Consider the following 19,615-nt stretch of genomic DNA (forward strand, 5'->3'; position numbering starts at 1 on the left):
CATATAACTCAAAGATTTAAAATCTTTCTCATAACCTCCTGGCACGGGAATCTATTTCCTCAAGGGCAAACTGCATCGCCAGTTCCATGCTATCCCTATCAATCCAGATCTCATCATCGCGTTCTTTCAGATACCTCACAATGGATGCAGAGGCAGCTATTTGCAGGGCACGATCCACGATTCTCAAACTCATGCGCGGATGCTTCTCCTCTATTTCCTCAGCTATCCGATCTCCCATACTCATAAAATCATTCTCGTCCACAACCACTCTTACCTCTCCTCCTGTTAGAAGATGATAGGTGTAGGTGAGATGCCTTCTCAGCGTGGAGGCAAGATAGTAATTCACCTTGCCAGCAGCAATGCGCTTCATATTTTCCCAAATCATCCTTCTCCTTTCAGAGGTGTTTAAGAACAATTTACAGAGCATCCTGTCCTCAACTGCATTGAAATTGGGATCCTCTATTGTGCTTTTCCACATACCTCCCCTAACCTGGGTGTTGTAATTGACTATGAAGAAACTCGTGACCTTATAGGGTCCGATTATCGTGTTTCTGGTCTCATCCCGAACCTCACGGCGCTCCATCACAAGTTTCAGTTTCTCCACCATGCCGCGATAGGTGAAAAAATCCTTGAACTCTGGCACGACCCAGTCCACGGGGTAGTCCTGATAGGCCTCAAGTACTGCAATGAACATCTTTGGCGTCATGCCCTGAGCATATCTCAACCTTCCAATAATCCCATGGGGAGGCACACCCTTGCTCTCGTTGCCCCGCAGGAGATCATCCGTTGCGAAGGTCTTGCCCGTGCCCGGCTCTCCAAAATATGCCAGGGAAAAGCCCGTCTGGTTTATTCTCCTTTCAGGATTAGCAGATGAGTATATGGGCACATTTGCCATGGAGTACTGCTGAATTATGGGCAAGAGGGCGTCCATGTAGAGTTTCTCCCCCATTATGCTCCTTGTGTACCTCACAATATCTCCAATGGAGGATATCTTCTTGATCCACTCCTCAACATCCTCTTCCCCCACGCTCTTCACAAAACTCTCGTACTCTCTTTTCAGGTTGAGCACAATTCCTTCATACTCGCGCATGGCCTCCTCGGTGCTGAAATGTCCCGACTGGCCATAATAGCGCTGTATCCATCCCTCGATGCGCTCCAGGGCCACGAGGGAATACAGCCTTGAACCACCCTCCTCACCCACCTCAACCAAGAGCCCTGTGTTCCGCAGACGTGAGAGGATGCTGTGCGTTCCCGTCTTTGCAATGAGCCATTCCCTCGCATTCTTCAATGTCCACGCACGCTGCATCCTCTGCATGTAAATCAGGGCCCGAATCTGCTCAATATCACCACTGCTCTGAATAACGTAGCGAATCCAGTTGTTGAACTGGTACTCTGGAATCTCAGGCTCCCGGGATATTTTCACGTACCTGCGTTTTTTCATCTTCTCCCAATTGCCATACTGGAATATTAAATTTTACACTGTGAAAGATGGCCACATAAAGCCCAAATTTTTATATCCCCTCTCCTTTTCTCCCAAGTATGTACGATTTCAAGGAGCGCGAGAGGCATTGGCAGGATTTCTGGGAGAGGGAGAAGATTTACAGATTCGATCCCGAGAGCGATAAGCCCGTTTTCAGCATAGATGTTCCGCCCAGGTACGCATCGGGGAAGTTACACATAGGGCATGCGACCCATTATGCGCACATTGATTTCATCGCCAGGTACAAGAGAATGCGCGGCTACAATGTGTTCTATCCTCTTTGCTTCGATGTCAACGGCATGCCCATTGAGGTGAATGTTGAGAAAAAATATGGGATAAAGATGCGAGAAACACCGAGGCAGGAGTTCATAAAACTATGCGAGGAATTTGCCAATTCCAATATAGGGGAGATGATTCGCCAGTTCAAGATTCTGGGCGAGGCAATGGACCCCACCATATACTACCAGACGGATGCCCCCTATTACAGGCGCATAACACAATTATCATTCATAAGGATGTTCGAGAAGGGTCTTGTTTACAAAGCGAAGCACCCTGTGAACTGGTGTCCGAGATGCGGAACCGCCATAGCGGATGCGGAGATCGAGTACCAGAAAAGGAAGACAAAGTTGAATTACATACCATTCAAGGTGGAGGAAGGGGGAGAGATAATTATAGCCACCACGCGCCCAGAACTGCTGTGCACCTGCCAGATGATAGCGGTGCATCCCGAGGATGAGAGATATAAAGATTATGTGGGCAAGCACGCTATCGTGCCCATATACGGGCAAAGGGTGAAAATCGTGGCAGATGAGAAAGTTGATCCCAAATTCGGCACGGGCGCAGTTATGATCTGCTCCGTGGGCGATAAGGATGATCTGGAGTGGATCTACAAGTACAATCTGAAATTCCTTGAAGGAATAAACGACAAGGGTGAGATGACCGAACTCGCGGGAAAGTATGCAGGTATGCCCGTTGAGGAGGCAAGGAAGGCTATAATTGAAGACCTTAGAAAGGAGGGTTTGCTGCTCAAGCAGGAGGAGATCGAGCAGAACGTAGGTGTATGCTGGAGATGCCACACACCCATAGAGCTCATAAACAAGGAGCAGTGGTTCATAAAGATAAAGGATCTGAAGGAAGAGATAAAGAAAACGGCTGATGAGATAGAGTGGCATCCGGAGTGGATGAAGAAAAGATTGTATGATTGGGTGGACTCGCTGGAATGGGACTGGGTTGTCTCAAGGCAAAGATACTTTGCCACGCCCATCCCAATATGGGAATGCGAGAATGGCCACGCATTCGTGCCCAAATTTGAAGATCTCCTAAAAATGGACAGGCACGTGGATCCCACGGTGGACCCGCCGCCCTATGAGAAATGCCCCATATGCGGCGCTCCCCTAAAAGGCACGGAGGATGTTTTCGACACATGGGTTGATTCTTCCATATCTCCCCTGTACAACACCTTCTGGGCCAGAGATGAGGAGAAGTTCAAGAAACTGTACCCCATGAGTTTGAGGCCCCAGAGCCACGATATCATAAGGACGTGGGCATTCTACACCATTCTGCGGTGCAAGAGCGTAACGGGAGAGAAGCCCTGGAAGGACATAATGATCGACGGGTTCATCCTCGCTCCGGATGGCAGGCCAATGCACACCTCCTGGGGCAACGTGGTGGATCCACTTGAGATAATAGATGAGTATGGAGCGGACGCGCTTCGCTTCTTTGCGGCCAAGTGCACACCCGGAGAGGATACGCCGTTCCGCTACAAGGACACGATCCGTGGCAAGAAGGTGATCATAAAGCTCTACAACCTGGGCAAGTTCGTGAAGAATGCCATAAAGGATGGATTTGAAGAGCCAGAAAAACTGCACCTTGCAGATAGGTGGATAATAAGCAGGTACAGCGAGGTCGTGAAGAGCGTGACTGAGAGCATGGACGATTACCGCTACGATCGTGCAGTCAAGGAAGTAGAGAACTTCATGTGGAACGTGTTCGCTGATCACTACGTGGAGATGGTCAAGCACAGGCTCAATGAGGATGCAACAAAGTACACCCTGTACAGTGTGCTTCTGGGCATAGTGAAGATGCTCGCCCCCATAATGCCCCACATAACGGAAGAAGTGTATCAGGATGTGTTCCGCGAGAGGGAGGGAGAGAAGAGCGTGCACCTGACCTCCTGGCCCGAGCCGATGCTCTTCGATGCAGATGCGCTGGAGAAGGGAGAGAGGTTGAAGGATGTGATAGCGGAGATCCGCAGGTGGAAGAACGAGAGTAAATCCGACATGGCGGAGATAATCATTGAAGGCATAGATGAGGGCATAGAGGATATTGAGGGCACGTTCAAGTGCAGGGTATCCACCGAAATCGAGGGAAAGGTGGAGGAGAGAGTTGCATCCCTGCAGCCCAATTTTGCTGTCATAGGTCCAAGGTTCAGGGAGAGGGCAAGGGAGATAATCGAGTTCATAAAATCCTCAGATCCTGAGAAGTTGTGGGACGCAATAGAGAAGGGTGATGCAGAGTACAGTGGGATAAAGATCACAGAGGATATGGTGAAGGTTCAGAAGGAGAAGGTGTACCAGGGAAGGAGGGTCACATCCCTCAGCGTGGGGGATGTGCTTGTTCTCATCTTCTAAATCTTTATTTTCGAAAAATGCTTTATTTATAGATGTTTTGCCTGCGGCTCACATCAACCACAAATAAAATGCGTTGTTTTGTATCCACCAGAATCAAAATATGATAATCTCCTGATTTAAGCCCATATTCTGACCCTCCTCTGGGTAGTTTACTATTGCTGGATTAATTTCAATCCCACCATGGTCTGATTCACTTTTTTAACAAACTTCGAAACAAAGTTTAAATAACATATCCTAGTGTATAGTATTGTGAGAATTCTATTAGAGATGCTACCCACCATATTTGCGCCATTTAGCAAAATTACAAAACATACAATTCAAGGTGCTCTATATAATTTTTTAATTGGAACAGACCATGAGAATCTGCATAGTAAAAAGGGATTCAAATTCTTTACATTCTCTGATATATTTCCCTCTAAGGATTATTATCCTGGTAAGAAATATTCATTAATTATTTCATCTCCCAATAGGAAACTTATAGAAGAGTGGTTCATAAATTTTCAAAAAAACAAATATTTGTACCTCTCTGATATTCCTTTCGAAATAACCCGTGTGAAAAAATTTAATTTAAGGTTAAGCAATAAATTCACAAGTGGGAGCCCTGTGGTTCTCTATGAAGACTCTAAGAAAAACAGGTATTTCTCATTTAAAAGGAAAAACGACATAAATTTCTTCTTAGAGAGATTAAAGGAAAATGCCTTAAAGAAGTTTAATGCATATTACAATGATGATTTTAACATAGAGGGATATATCTTTGATATGTTTTCATTAAAGAAGGAGGTATCTGTGAAACTTACAATAAAAAATAAGAATTTTAACATAATTGGTTCAGTATGGAATATTCTTGGACGCTCTTACATCGAGAAAGAGGAGAGAAAGTTTTACAAATTCATAATGGATTGTGGTCTTGGGGAAAAGAACTCCTTGGGCTTCGGGCTGGTGAACCCGCTGAAAGAGGAGGTGAAATAATTGCTTGAAGAGATTTATGATCTTGGAAATTTCATAAAGAAAAAGAAAAACATCTCAGAGATTGAAATGTTTGTGGACAGAGCAAAACTATCAAAAACAAAGAAGGTGCTATGCATAGCATTTGAAATCCAAGGTGGCAAAGTACATTATAAAGGTGTAGAGATTGAAGATTACTCTGATAAAAATACATTCCGATATCTGTATAAAGGTGGCAGCTCTAGAGGAACCGATATAACTCCCTCTTCTCTGGTTCCAAAGGATGCAATATCAACCTTCCAAAATAGAATTTTAAAATGGTTTGAAAACCAAGATGATGATTTTTTAAAATCCATACATGCTGCTATGCTCACTAATCAAAACATTATAGAAAATGAGTTGAAAGAGAAATATGAAATGCTTGAGAAATCCCATAAAACCAATGTTCTCCTCACCCTGAAGTTTTATGATCCAGGAGAGAAGTATCTAAGCGATTTTGAGATTTTCAAGAAAATACTGGTTGCATCATCAAAAAGTAAGTATTATTATTTGAAAAGCATGGGCACATCTCTTGGCAATGGTATATGTTACCTGTGTGGGGAGGAAAAAGATGTTTATGGTTTTGTGCTCCCTGCCTTTGGATTCTCTTTCTCAACTGCAGATAAACCTGGATTCATCGGTGATTTCGTTCGTGAAGAACGATGGAAGGAAATTCCTATATGTGAGGGCTGTGCCATCACCCTAGAGGTGGGAAAGAAATACCTGGATGAAAACCTATCTTTCAGGTTCTACGGTGGACGATATTATCTAATTCCACAACTTCTGTTTCCTGAGAAAAAGGATGAAATATTAAATGAAATGTTTGAGTATGTTGAAGAGCATAAAGGTAAAGAATATCACGATGGTATGGTTTCTGACGAGGATTATCTCACAGAGTTCGTGAGTGAAAAGGGCAATGTGATGAAACTTATTTATGTTTTTTACTCTATGAAAGGAGGTGGGAAATACATCGACATAATGAAATATGTTGAAGATGTTCTACCATCACATATGCGAAGAATCTATGAATCTCAGGATTATGTGAGGGAAAAATACGGGGAGGAGTTTGTGAAAACGCTGTTTGGTAAGAATGCAGAGGGGGATTTTGTAGAATACTATTCCAAAAAAAGAAAGTTGAAGGGAAAGACCCATAACTGGTACATAGTATTTGGTAGAAGCTTTTTCAAAGGAGATAAAACATTTCTGGAGTATGTTAGCAGCATATTATCCAATAAACACATTGACAGGCAATATATGATTTCAAAATTTTTGGACGAAATAAGAAGCAGTTTTAGAAATAAGAATGATTTTATATTCAAGCTGGAAGTCGTAGAGTCCATGATGATTCACGATTTCCTGAACGCAATGGGATTAATAAGAGGTGATAGGATGGAAGAACAAGTAAAGATGAAAATAAGCAAAGAAAAAATTGAAAACTTCTTTGAAGACCGAACGGATGCGTTTGGCACCGCTGCCGCCAGAGCAACCTTCTTGGTAGGAGCAATAGTGAATTATCTACTGGATGTGCAGAGGAAAGAGCGGGGATTAAACTATGGCGATGAGCCATTTAGATCCAAGCTATACAGTTTGAACCTTGATGAGAAAAAGGTGAAGAAAATATTCACCGCCGCTGTTGAAAAACTCAGAGAGTATAAAAGGGCCACATCACTGGAAAAATATGCTGCTGAGTATCTGACCATAGCAGGTGATGGTTGGAATCTCTCAAAAGATGAAGTGAGCTATTATTTTGCTCTGGGAATGGTTTTAGGTGCAGGATACTTCTTTGAAGAGGTAAATAATAAAGGAGGTGAAGAAAATGGAAGTGAATAATAGGTCGGAGATAGTGTTTCTCTACGACATAAAGGATGCAAACCCCAACGGAGATCCAATGGATGAGAACAAACCAAGGATTGATGAAGAAACAGAGATAAATATAGTTACGGATGTGAGGTTGAAGAGAACAATAAGAGATTACCTGTATGAGTTTAAAGGATACAACGGAACGAATGAAGATATATTTGTGAGAAAAATAGAATATGAACCAGGAAAAATACAAGATGCAAAAATGAGAGCTAAAGATTTTGTAGCGCATATTGATGATGAAAAACCAGAAGAAAAAGAAGTCATAGCCAAATTCAAAAAAGGAGAAAAAATTAGCAAAAAATACATAGAAATAATAAAAGATAATATTCGTAAAAACATAATAAGGAAATCAGTAGATGTTAGACTGTTTGGAGCTACTATTCCTTTAGAATTCAATCAGAGCGAGATAAAAGAAAAGATAAAGAAACCAATAAAATCATCAATAACTTTAACTGGTCCGGTTCAATTCAGATTTGGAAGATCCCTCCACAGGGTGGAAATAAAGCACATAAAGGGAACTGGTGCATTTGCTTCTGGTGAAGGCAAGGAAAAGAAAACATTTAGAGAAGAATACATTCTACCATATTCATTAATTGCATTCTATGGGATTGTGAACGAAAATGGAGCAAAGTACACACATTTAAAAGAAGAAGATGTTGATGAGATGCTTGATGCTATGTGGAACGGAACAAAGAATCTAATCACGAGAACGAAGGTAGGTCAGATGCCCAGATTGCTTATTCGTGTGGTATACAAAGAAAATAATTATCATATTGGAGACCTCGATAAGAAGATTGAACTTCAGAAATCCGTTGATGACAAGGAAATCAGAGACATAAAAGATGTGAAGATAGATCTCACGAAGCTTTATCAAGCACTATTCGCTGAGAAAGATAAAATACAGAGGGTTGAAATTGAGGCAAATCCAGACACGGTTTTCTTAATTAATGGAAATGAATACAAAGGGAGAGAGGTGGTTAATGCATTCGCAGAGGTGAATGGCACAATAAAGAATCTTGATAGGTGAGTTTCCCATGAACCACAATTTAGGAGACAGCATTCGAATGGCTGCCTTTGAGATTTGGTCTGACTACGGGCACTTCAGGAGGGGATACACCACAACATCTCCCCTCACCTATCCGTTTCCATCTAGAACAACCATCGCAGGAATTGTTGCTGCAGTACTCGGTCTCCCGAGAGATTCATACTATGAGGAATTCAACGAGGAAAATAGCGCTGTATCCCTTCAGATACTGAATCCCATTAAAAAAACCACCATTAACCAGAATTTAGTTGATACAAAAACAGGGTTTTATCTGTGGGACAATGGAGGGCAGAGAACACAGATACCCTATGAATTTCTGAAAAATCCGAGGTATCGGCTATTTGTATGGTTAAGGAGCAACTCATTGATGGAAAGGTTATGCAATATGATCCCACATAGAAAGACGGTATTCACCCTGTACATGGGAATATCAGAACACATAGCCCAATACAAGCCTTACAAAGGAGGGTGTGTTGTTGCAAATAGAAAAATCGCAAAAGAACCAACACTGATCCATTCTGTGGTGCCAAATAATGGAACGAAACTGGTAATTGAACCTCAGAAAAGTGAGTATGTTTACGGTTATGTGAAAGTACCAGGATTTATGAGCAGGGATAGAATCGTAAAAAAATACATTGAACTATACTACGAGGAGAGTGGCAAACCATTAAAAATAATGAATGGAGAATATTATGCTGTGGAGGGTGATATCAATATCGTTCCATTTTAATTTGAGATCCCATCCTGATAAATACCTCATCGTTCATCTTAAAAATGTGGGAAATCTTTCAAAAAGTTTTGTTGAAGAGAAGTGGATAGCTCAGAAGGAATTTTACTCAAAAATAGCATATTTAATAGGAATCACACACGACTTTGGAAAAGCCAGTGAATATTTCCAAAGCAAGCTGAGGGGTGGAGAAAAATCTGAGAAGGCGAGACATTCTCTTATATCCGCTGTATGGAGCTATTTTGTGGTCAAAAAATTTTTAGACAAGTATCCTGAAAATAATAGTGAATTGTATCCATTAATAGCATATCTGGTTGTATCTAGGCACCACAGTGATCTCAGAAACCTAATGGGACCAGATGGTGAAAAGGAAAATTTGAAAAATAAAAGTACAATCCTGAAACAACAACTGAAAAGCATAATGCACAACAAAGAGGAATTAGAATCAATTTACAATGAGCTATGCTCTGATGAATATGTGGGTATCTGTGATCTGAATTATTTCTTAAAGCACTTTGACGATATACAGAGAGAAATCATCAGGGACCTGCGAAAACTCGCCACCAAGGTAAAATGTAATGCTGATTTTTTTCTTTTGCTTTTATTTTTCTATTCAATACTTTTAGATGCAGATAAGATGGACGCTTCTAACTCTCCATATCTTGAGAGAAAATCCATCCGGCCCAAGCTCGTTGATGAATATCGCTCATTTAAATTTAGCACTCCAAAAAATGAAATGAACAGAACTAGAGAGGAGATATACAAAGAGGTTATAAAATTCTCAGAGAGTTTTGATCCATTGAATGAAAATCACAGGTTGATGTGCATAGAGTTGCCCACCGGAAGTGGAAAGACACTTTCTGCTTTTTCTCTATCTCTTAAACTTAGGAAGAAAATAGAAAAAGAGATTGGTGTGATACCCAGAATAATATATTCCCTTCCATTCCTGAGTATAATTGACCAGAACTCCAGTGTAATAGGAGAGGTGTTGCTCAAAGAGGTGGGTGTAGAGTGGAAGAAAATTTGGGACACGGATGAGCTAAGAAGGGAGATTGAGGATAAGATCCCATCCAACCTTATGCTTGTGCATCATCATTTAGCGGATATTTTTTATGAGACAGAGGAAGATGAATTTGACATATCCAAGTCAAAGATATTGACTGAGGGATGGAACTCCGAGGTGATAATCACCACATTCATTCAGGTTTTTCACAGTCTCATAACTAATAGAAATAGTGCAGTTAGAAAGTTCCACAAGATGATAAATTCGATAATTATACTGGATGAAGTTCAGAATATTCCCATAAAATACTGGAATTTGATAAGGGAGTTTTTCATTACTCTATCAAAAAAATTTAACACTTGGATCATACTAATGACTGCTACGATGCCACTAATATTTGAAGAAGGGGATTATACAAACATCATCGGGAATCCTGAAAAGTATTATTCCTGTTTCAACAGGAATATTTATGAATATCTGGATACACCATTAGAAATTGAAGATTTTAGAAATAACATATTAGAAGAAATAACGGAATCTCACGATGATATCCTAGTGATACTTAACAGAGTTTCTGCAGTGAAGTGGGTTTATAAAAGCATTAGGGAATTGGCATTTGAAGGAGGTAAAGTTGACGAAAAAGGTATATATGTGGACGAAAGAAACAAGTTGAAAATTATCAATCTTACCACTCATATAGTTCCAGCACATAGATTTGAGAGAATAAGGGAAATCAGGTTAAATGATGAGTACAGAAAGATTGTTATATCAACTCAGCTTGTTGAGGCAGGGGTAGATATAAGCGCAAAAAAAGTGTACCGGGACATAGCACCACTGGATAGCATATTTCAAGCCGGGGGGCGAGGAAACAGAGGCAACGAATATGGGATATTGGGTGGCAAGGTGAATATATGTGAGGTAATTGGGGATAGGGGAGCATTGTGGAAAAAAGTATATGACCCCACGCTCATAGACATAACAAACAATGTTCTCAAAAAATATGGTGTCTTTGAGGAGAAATCCTCAAAAGATATAATTGATAAATTCTATAAGAAAGTCAAAGAGAAGGGTGCATCTGATGAGAATATTATCAAAAATATAAAAAGGTGTAGGTTTTGGGATGTGAAAGATTTCAAATTGATTGATGAGAAGTATCCAAAAAGTGATGTGTTTGTTGAGATTAACGATGAGGCAACTAAGGTACTTGAAGAGTATAGAAGTATATTGAAGATAAAAGATCCAATTCTTAGAAAAAACAGATTTCTTCAAATAAAGAAGAGATTTTACAACTTTGTTGTTTCAGTACCCGATGATTTGGTATCAAAGCTTACCTTGGTTCCAATTGCTGGTGATATGTACCTGATACCAAAGGATGAAATAGATGAGAAATACGATTTGGAAACAGGTATAATCTCACACGACACCAGCTTAATATTTTGAAGTTCCATGAAAATCACCGGCGTGATGGTACAGTACTATGTGGCGTGCAAGCGGGAGCTCTGGTTCTTTTTGAATCAGATTAATATGAATTATGAAGATGATAACATACTTATAGGAAGGCACATCCACAAGGAGAGCTACAAGCGTGAGAAAAAGAACATATTAATTGATGGAACCATTGCGGTGGATTTTATAAGAAATGAAAATGGAATAACTGTATTTGAAATCAAAAAATCTTCAAAGTTAGAGGAGCCAGTGAGATATCAACTTTATTACTACCTTTACTATTTAAAGCACGAGAAGGGAATTGAAGCAAAAGGAAGGTTGGTGTATCCAAAGGAGAGAAAAACAGAAGAGATTACGCTGACTCCAGAAATTGAAAAGGAGGTTGAGGACATAATAAAAGGGATAGAAAAGGTGGCATCAATGAAAAAACCCCCTCCGCCTGAGAGAAAGCCGTATTGCAAGAAATGCTCCTACTACGAGCTCTGCTGGGTGTGATATGATGAAAAAACCACTTTATTTGACACAGGAAGGAATCGTGAAAAGAGAGGCAAACACGATATACTTCATAAACAAGGATATGAAAAGAGCGCTGCCGCTGGAGAATATAACTGAGATAAACTGCCTTGCTCATATAACGGTAAAATCTGGAGCTGCGTATTATCTCATGAAAACAGGAATACCGGTACATTTCTTCAATAAATACGGGTTCTATGTGGGAACCCTCTATCCCCGTGAACAACTCAATTCAGGACTAGTTATTGTTAAGCAAGTGGAGCACTACCTTGACGATGATAAGAGAGTGTTCATAGCATCTGAAATGGTCAGAGGAATAAGGGAAAATATACTTAAAAACCTAAGATATTACAAGAAGCGTGGGAAGGATGTTGAGGAATATATATCAAAAATAGAGAGTGTGGAGATAAACGGTGAAAAGATAGTAGATGTGATGAACAGAGAAGCACAGATATGGTCTTATTATTACAAAAGTTTCAATTCTTTTATCCGGGGTTTTGAGATGAAAAGGAGGGAGTACCATCCCCCGGGCGACGAACTTAATGCTTTGATTTCATATGGAAATTCCCTGCTTTACACCGCAACCTTATCAGAGATATACAATACATATCTTCACCCGTCTATAAGTTACCTCCATGAACCATCTGAGCGTAGATTCTCCCTAGCACTGGATATTGCAGACATATTCAAACCCGTGATAGTGGAAAGAGTGATATTTTCAGTTATAAATAATCGTATAATCACAAAAGATGATTTTGATAAGGATGCTGGATATTATTTGAAAGAATCTGCAAGAAAAAAGTTTTTGAGAGTATATGACGAGAAAATGAGAACCACCATTATGCATAAACAACTTCACAGAAAGGTGAGTTACAGGCGGCTTATAAGACTGGAAGCTTACAAATTGGTTAAACATATACTTGGTGATAAGAAATACAAAAGTTTCAGGATGTGGTGGTAATGTACATAATTCTGGTTTATGATATAGATGAAAAGAGAGTTAACAAGGTAAACAAGTATCTCAAGAGATATCTGAATTGGATCCAGAACTCTGTTTTTGAAGGAGAGTTGTCAAAGAGTCAATATGAAATTATGGTTTCTGGACTCAAGAATATTATGGATGAAGATGTGGATTCTGTGATCATTTACAGTGCCAGCAGTGAAAAGCAAATAAAAAAGAGAATAATTGGTTTGGAGAAGAGCCCCACGGACATGATCATTTAGCTCTTTTTGAAATAGAAGCAAAGAATTGTAAGGTGTAAGGGTTTATATATGGACAGCAGAAATAGAGGGTAACCTATTATTCCTTAGTAGGAATGTTTTTAAATCATAATCTAATTCTTATTTTGTAAATCGGGTTTCAGGAGAACTTAGTAGTGTGGAAATAGCTCTCTTCCAGTTTCTCCATTGATTGCCTGTGTATGTTTCAGGAGAACTTAGTAGTGTGGAAATATAAAATCCTCATACCTCATCTTGTCTGCCTTGGCCGTTTCAGGAGAACTTAGTAGTGTGGAAATACAGTGCACATCGAGGTAACAAACTGGAACGGCACGGTTTCAGGAGAACTTAGTAGTGTGGAAATAAAGACGGCGTGAGCGAGGAGCAGAAGAAGAAAGCAATGTTTCAGGAGAACTTAGTAGTGTGGAAATAGGAACTGGAAGAGAATGAGTTTGTGGTAGGGAGCGTGATGTTTCAGGAGAACTTAGTAGTGTGGAAATTTTTTCTCCATACACTATTATTACACATCGGATAGAGTTTCAGGAGAACTTAGTAGTGTGGAAATTCCCATTCGAGGACTTCAAGAAACTTCCACGGCCAGAGTTTCAGGAGAACTTAGTAGTGTGGAAATTCTTCCAACGCCCTGGCGAAGGAGCAGCAGGCCGTGAAGTTTCAGGAGAACTTAGTAGTGTGGAAATAAAGATTCTGGGTTTTTTGGGGTAATTCTACGCAAAAGTTTCAGGAGAACTTAGTAGTGTGGAAATCGTTTATGAATTCGATTTGAACCTCACTGTAGTTCAGCAGTTTCAGGAGAACTTAGTAGTGTGGAAATAAGGGTTCCCGGTCGAGTATGATTACCAGCAATCACACAGGTTTCAGGAGAACTTAGTAGTGTGGAAATCATCTTCTCCTGCATAAACCAAATTGGGACTAAAACTTAGTTTCAGGAGAACTTAGTAGTGTGGAAATGCGCGCCTATGGAAAACAGCGGACTGGATAGACCGCACAGTTTCAGGAGAACTTAGTAGTGTGGAAATTCAGCGTGAACTGCAAAATAACACGGTCGTAATATGCGCGTTTCAGGAGAACTTAGTAGTGTGGAAATCTGGTGGAAGATGAGGGCCGGAATAGATGCCGTTATTGTTTCAGGAGAACTTAGTAGTGTGGAAATCCTTTTTCAAACTATGCACCTCCACTCATAAGGATATTCGTTTCAGGAGAACTTAGTAGTGTGGAAATTTCAACTTATCCTCCTCAATGCCATTCCTTGATATGGTGTTTCAGGAGAACTTAGTAGTGTGGAAATGGTCCTACGTGATACCAGCCAACCCAAAAACAGCCGGTTTCAGGAGAACTTAGTAGTGTGGAAATGAATTCACCAAAACAGGACTGGCGCACATTCACGCCGTGTTTCAGGAGAACTTAGTAGTGTGGAAATTGGAAACGACGGCACAATATACGGAGCAACATGGCAGCGTTTCAGGAGAACTTAGTAGTGTGGAAATTTTTCCCACTTCCCCTTTCTCCATAGACCGTGTTCAGGGTTTCAGGAGAACTTAGTAGTGTGGAAATTTCATATCATAAAAACTAAAACTTAATTCCAAACCAGTTTCAGGAGAACTTAGTAGTGTGGAAATATGGAAAACCTACTCTAAATGGGCTTGTAAAACTATCTAGTTTCAGGAGAACTTAGTAGTGTGGAAATTTTGCCTCTTCAACCAACCTCCATTCTCATTCACTATACGTTTCAGGAGAACTTAGTAGTGTGGAAATTATTCTGGTTTGAACATAATATCCATGCCATACTTGCCGTTTCAGGAGAACTTAGTAGTGTGGAAATATGGATTTCAGGAGGTGCTCGCCGATGAATCACGCTGGTTTCAGGAGAACTTAGTAGTGTGGAAATCAGGAAATAGGGAAGTATATGGTTTCAGTATATACAGAGTTTCAGGAGAACTTAGTAGTGTGGAAATAAGCAAAGAAAATGGATAGGTACGATGGAGCGATTAAAGGTTTCAGGAGAACTTAGTAGTGTGGAAATTTCGTAAATCTGCTTTATTTCTGCGTCGCTTAATGCTCGTTTCAGGAGAACTTAGTAGTGTGGAAATTATTCTGGTTTGAACATAATATCCATGCCATACTTGCCGTTTCAGGAGAACTTAGTAGTGTGGAAATTTATCCTCAAGACCCAATGCATCAATGTGATATGGCTTTGTTTCAGGAGAACTTAGTAGTGTGGAAATCCATAATCTCTCCAGATATCATTTAATCCCATTTCCTTAGTTTCAGGAGAACTTAGTAGTGTGGAAATTTTCGTCCCAAATTATATCCTGTATGGCCACTTCCCAGTTTCAGGAGAACTTAGTAGTGTGGAAATTCAAAAAAACACTCTTGCCATTGGATCCTTCCCCCAAAAGTTTCAGGAGAACTTAGTAGTGTGGAAATAGCAAGACGCTTGATAAGGGGGTGAATATATGAGTGTTTCAGGAGAACTTAGTAGTGTGGAAATGTTTTAAGGATTTTATGATTTTTGTTTCTGACATGTTTGGTTTCAGGAGAACTTAGTAGTGTGGAAATTTGTTAAGAGTGTTTATTCCCTATTTCAGAGGGAGGTGAGTTTCAGGAGAACTTAGTAGTGTGGAAATTTCGTGGCTAATCACGGATGCCGTGGCAGTGATAGAGAGTTTCAGGAGAACTTAGTAGTGTGGAAATTTTCAGCATAAGAGTGATGTACAAAGATGAGAACAATGTTTCAGGAGAACTTAGTAGTGTGGAAATCCCCAATGCTCATCCAATAGGAAATGAGATGCACTTATCGTTTCAGGAGAACTTAGTAGTGTGGAAATAACACGTGGGTGAAGTACCTGAACAGGTACCTGGAGTTTGTTTCAGGAGAACTTAGTAGTGTGGAAATACCTCATTCACATAAAAATCATTACTCAACTTTCTCTTGTTTCAGGAGAACTTAGTAGTGTGGAAATCAATGAGTTCGAGGGCTGCGTTATGATCCTTTTGCTTTGTTTCAGGAGAACTTAGTAGTGTGGAAATAGAAGGAATGTAAAGCAGATATGAAGGAGGTTGATAGAGTTTCAGGAGAACTTAGTAGTGTGGAAATGAACCTCATCAATCATCTTCTCAAAAAACTCCCTCAAAGTTTCAGGAGAACTTAGTAGTGTGGAAATCCCTATGAACTCACGTTCAGCAATGATGGATCACAGAGTTTCAGGAGAACTTAGTAGTGTGGAAATTCTCTACAAATCCTTTTATTTTCAATCCGTGCCTTTTAGTTTCAGGAGAACTTAGTAGTGTGGAAATATCAATCTCACAGGAATAAAGCCCAAATCCTCAAACACGTTTCAGGAGAACTTAGTAGTGTGGAAATATTTATGTAAAGGGTAGAAATTTTAACGGTGGGGATAAGTTTCAGGAGAACTTAGTAGTGTGGAAATACTGCTATGGATATTGTGTATGTAGTTGGTGGTAAAGTTTCAGGAGAACTTAGTAGTGTGGAAATTCTTCACACCATCATTAGCAGTATCAACATCACTAAAATCGTTTCAGGAGAACTTAGTAGTGTGGAAATCGAGAAATGGGAGTACTTGATGAGGACGAGGAACTAAAGTTTCAGGAGAACTTAGTAGTGTGGAAATTCGGGAGGCACTGGTTTCCATTCCCCTGTATCGCTCGGGTTTCAGGAGAACTTAGTAGTGTGGAAATGGCGATATGTGGGAAAGCCGAGAATAACGATAAGATGTTTCAGGAGAACTTAGTAGTGTGGAAATTTACATGCTTCAGAGCGGAACGGAAGTGCATGCCGAGTTTCAGGAGAAATTAGTAGTGTGGAAATAGGAGCGTGATAAGGTAAAAAAGCGCATATTAAGCGCCGTTTCAGGAGAACTTAGTAGTGTGGAAATTCTTCCAGTATTTCATCTATGCAACTCATTCTATCACCTGTTTCAGGAGAACTTAGTAGTGTGGAAATAGTAGATTCCTTCAAAATGGGTTGAGAATATGGTTCATAGGAGAACCTAATTTGCCCCATCGAAAACCAGGAAAAGGGGTGAGCGAATTCACGCTACTTAATGGGACAAAAAGAGTTAAGTAAAAATTCATCATCATATATTGTGATGAATTATAAATTCGGGTACAAAAAGGTACTAATCAGCTTTGCCTCATGCATAGCCATGACCAAGCAGCCCGTTATGAGGAGCAGGGAGTTTCACAGGTGCCTTCAGAGAAATCCCGTGCTCCTGTATGATGGTAGCATCACGGCACCCTCCAAGAAGATCATTTCAAACGGGCTCAGAAGATTGTATCTCATGGGTTTCTTGCGTAGAAAAAAGGTGCCCAGAGAGGTGAAGACCAAGAGTGGAAGGATGGGCACCAAGGGGTATGAATACCTGTACACCCTGTCTAATCAGGGATGGAGGTACATTGCACACCTGATAACACAGAAAGAGGATGTGGATACTCTAACCCTGAGGGCAGATGAAATATTTCTTCTGGAGAAATTCAGAGAGTGGGGAGTTGTGAACAAAGAAAACGAGTATGAAGTCAGAGTATTCATAAAATTTCTCAGAGAAACTAATCTGCTCAAAAACTTGGTAAACACGCTCAAGCCCCACAGGGAGGCCAAAGAATATATTGAGGCCATGAAGAGTTCCGGCCGTATCTCATCACTGAAAGATGAGGTAGCAGCAGTCACCATTATGAACATAATATATGATGAGGAGGATGAAGAGCCACCACGTCGTTCAAAATTCATACCAAGGTGGAAGATCACCGAGGAAAGGTGCCTGAACGCCATAAAGGAGCAGGATGCACTGCTGAGAAAGAATATGGACAAGATTCAGGAGAAAGAAAAAATAATAAAGAAGTTGAGGGAGGAGAACGAAAGATTGGGGAAAGTAAGGGCAGAGATGGAGGAAGAGATTGAGAAATTGAAGGATACAATACACACCCTTGAGCAAGAGATAGAGAAACTCAGAAACAAGGGCAGATCCTACAGACAGGAAATTGAAGAACTGAACAACGAGGTGAGCAGGTACTCTGAAGAAAATAAAAAACTCAAGAATATTCTGAAAAAGATCAAAAATGAGAGCGAAGATACGATAAATAATCTTTTAAAAAGGTGCAAGAACCTCAATAATATCCTTAACGAGTTGAGAGGGAAGTATAATGAGCTGAATGAGAAGTACTACCAATGCATGATCCGCGCAGAGTCCCTAAATGCAATGTTGGAGATATATAAGGAGGGAGAAAAGAAAGGGTAAAATCAAACTCTACCGTTAAGCAGAATGCTCTTTAGTCTTTCCCTGTAATCCTCTCTCTCAACCGCACTCTCAAGTTTTCTAACAACGCGATCAACGGGATACTTGATTCTTTTGAGGGTAAACCCATCGTCGTATATGCCGTATGAGGCTCTGGGATCTCCATCCCTGGGCTGTCCAACCGAGCCAGGATTGAAATACTCCACGTTCTCCTTTATGCCCTTGACCGGGAAGTGGGTGTGCCCGAACAATAGAACGTTGGCATTTATGATTCCTCCAATCTCGTTGCGCATGCATTCGGGCATAAAATCGAACATATAGCCGTAGAGTGGATCCGCAGGACATCCGTGCACGAAGTAGAAGGTGCGTCCATCCAGTCTGAGCTCCCGGTACAGGGGTATGCTCTTCAGAAACTCAAGATCCTCCCTGCTTAGCAATTTTTGGGTGATGTTCTCCCTGGTGTAAACGCTTAGATCGTGGGTTTTCTCACCGCAGCCACAATCAACGCCGTGGGCATTGGCATAGTCGTGGTTGCCCATAACCCATACCTCGGGCCTCAGTTCTCTGAGAGTGTCGAGAACCAGATGCGGCTCTGGCCCGTAATCTGTTAGATCTCCCAGAAACCAGACCGCATCGTACCTCTCGTTCTCCAGAATCGTTTTTAGGGCGTCCAGATTCCCGTGTATGTCGCTCAGTATCAGGATACGCATATCACTCCTCCTCGAATTTTATTATCCTTCCCTTCAATCCCTGATTGAATATGCGGGTGTGCCTGAAAGATATCGGATACTCCTCCACTATTTCGCTGTATATTTCATTTTCAAGCAGGTACACATCGCGCAATTCAACAAGACCCTCGTCAAAATTCGCCATGTAGGCCATAAGTCTTTTGTCTGCAAGATAGTTGCGTATTTTCTCATCCTCGCGGAGACCATCGAGCCCGACTTTTTTGAATGTGTAGAGGTGGAAGAGGTAATCGGCATCGATCTCCCTATCTGCAAGGGCAGAGAAGAGAGCGTGCAGAGTGCTACGAAGAGAATCAAATTCCTTTGAACCGCCAACGAAAACGGCAATAAGATTTGGTCTGTACTCGGCAATTTCATCGGCCGCCGTGTCAATATCCTCCATGGTGAAATATCTGCACTCACCCCCCGTGGCTGATATGTAGGCAGATTCCATGGAGGATGCTATGGCAGTGCACAGAATGTTCTTCATTCCCACAAATGCGATCCTGTTGTATCCAAAAAGTGCCCTGTAGCCAATCACCTGACCGGTTAAGATCCTTAACTCAACTATTTCTTCAAATTTAAGTGGCATGGTATCACCGAGGATAGATATGAAGATCCAATATTTAGAAATTGTGTGGAAAGCACATCATTAATTGAAAAACACCAATAAACAATATACAACCACAACCTACCATACACAAATCAAAA

At 40.8% G+C, this 19,615-nt stretch carries 13 protein-coding genes and 1 CRISPR repeat array; of the genes, 10 read left to right on the plus strand and 3 right to left on the minus strand.

What is annotated here, in order from left to right; translation table 11 throughout:
* Positions 1–28: 28 nt before the first annotated feature.
* The gene (locus AC0S1O_RS06825) at positions 29–1,441 is read right to left on the minus strand and encodes a hypothetical protein (protein WP_475393573.1); all 1,413 of its coding nucleotides are present in this window, start codon (positions 1,439–1,441) and stop codon (positions 29–31) included.
* Between the two features lie 98 nt (positions 1,442–1,539).
* Between AC0S1O_RS06825 and AC0S1O_RS06830 the strand changes: the two genes are divergently transcribed.
* The 10 genes from AC0S1O_RS06830 to AC0S1O_RS06875 all read left to right on the plus strand — a co-directional run bounded on the left by AC0S1O_RS06830 (position 1,540) and on the right by AC0S1O_RS06875 (position 18,182).
* Positions 1,540–4,110: a valine--tRNA ligase gene (locus tag AC0S1O_RS06830; RefSeq protein WP_475393574.1), complete on the plus strand. Its 2,571-nt coding sequence runs from the start codon at positions 1,540–1,542 to the stop codon at positions 4,108–4,110.
* Between the two features lie 249 nt (positions 4,111–4,359).
* Positions 4,360–5,079, plus strand: a complete 720-nt coding sequence (cas6, locus tag AC0S1O_RS06835; protein ID WP_475393575.1) for a CRISPR-associated endoribonuclease Cas6 — start codon at positions 4,360–4,362, stop codon at positions 5,077–5,079.
* Positions 5,080–6,924 (plus strand): TIGR02556 family CRISPR-associated protein, encoded by a 1,845-nt coding sequence (locus tag AC0S1O_RS06840; RefSeq protein ID WP_475393576.1) that lies wholly within the window; start codon positions 5,080–5,082, stop codon positions 6,922–6,924.
* Positions 6,911–7,984: a type I-B CRISPR-associated protein Cas7/Csh2 gene (gene cas7b / locus AC0S1O_RS06845; protein ID WP_475393577.1), complete on the plus strand. Its 1,074-nt coding sequence runs from the start codon at positions 6,911–6,913 to the stop codon at positions 7,982–7,984. Before AC0S1O_RS06840 ends, cas7b begins: the two co-directional genes overlap by 14 nt.
* Before the next feature lie 7 nt (positions 7,985–7,991).
* Positions 7,992–8,732, plus strand: coding sequence for a type I-B CRISPR-associated protein Cas5b (cas5b, locus tag AC0S1O_RS06850; RefSeq protein ID WP_475393578.1), 741 nt, complete (start codon positions 7,992–7,994; stop codon positions 8,730–8,732).
* A complete protein-coding gene (locus AC0S1O_RS06855) occupies positions 8,695–11,172 on the plus strand; it encodes a CRISPR-associated endonuclease Cas3'' (protein ID WP_475393579.1) in 2,478 nt (825 codons plus the stop codon). The genes cas5b and AC0S1O_RS06855 overlap by 38 nt, the downstream gene beginning before the upstream one ends.
* Before the next feature lie 24 nt (positions 11,173–11,196).
* The gene (gene cas4 / locus AC0S1O_RS06860) at positions 11,197–11,673 is read left to right on the plus strand and encodes a CRISPR-associated protein Cas4 (protein ID WP_475393580.1); all 477 of its coding nucleotides are present in this window, start codon (positions 11,197–11,199) and stop codon (positions 11,671–11,673) included.
* A 4-nt stretch (positions 11,674–11,677) separates the two neighbouring features.
* Positions 11,678–12,652, plus strand: coding sequence for a type I-B CRISPR-associated endonuclease Cas1b (gene cas1b / locus AC0S1O_RS06865; protein ID WP_475393581.1), 975 nt, complete (start codon positions 11,678–11,680; stop codon positions 12,650–12,652).
* Complete coding sequence (gene cas2, locus AC0S1O_RS06870; protein ID WP_475393582.1) at positions 12,652–12,915, plus strand: CRISPR-associated endonuclease Cas2; 264 nt, start codon at positions 12,652–12,654, stop codon at positions 12,913–12,915. Before cas1b ends, cas2 begins: the two co-directional genes overlap by 1 nt.
* Before the next feature lie 133 nt (positions 12,916–13,048).
* Positions 13,049–16,891: direct repeats of the CRISPR family, unit length 29 nt; unit sequence GTTTCAGGAGAACTTAGTAGTGTGGAAAT.
* 145 nt (positions 16,892–17,036) lie between these two features.
* The gene (locus AC0S1O_RS06875; RefSeq protein ID WP_475393583.1) at positions 17,037–18,182 is read left to right on the plus strand and encodes a hypothetical protein; all 1,146 of its coding nucleotides are present in this window, start codon (positions 17,037–17,039) and stop codon (positions 18,180–18,182) included.
* 2 nt (positions 18,183–18,184) lie between these two features.
* Here AC0S1O_RS06875 and AC0S1O_RS06880 read toward each other — a convergent pair whose 3' ends face one another.
* Together AC0S1O_RS06880 and AC0S1O_RS06885 are read right to left on the minus strand one after the other, a co-directional pair.
* Positions 18,185–18,889: a metallophosphoesterase family protein gene (locus tag AC0S1O_RS06880; RefSeq protein WP_475393584.1), complete on the minus strand. Its 705-nt coding sequence runs from the start codon at positions 18,887–18,889 to the stop codon at positions 18,185–18,187.
* Between the two features lies 1 nt (position 18,890).
* Complete coding sequence (locus tag AC0S1O_RS06885; protein ID WP_475393585.1) at positions 18,891–19,496, minus strand: hypothetical protein; 606 nt, start codon at positions 19,494–19,496, stop codon at positions 18,891–18,893.
* Positions 19,497–19,615: the final 119 nt, after the last annotated feature.

This window comes from Candidatus Aciduliprofundum sp. HYA1 (assembly GCF_056175085.1).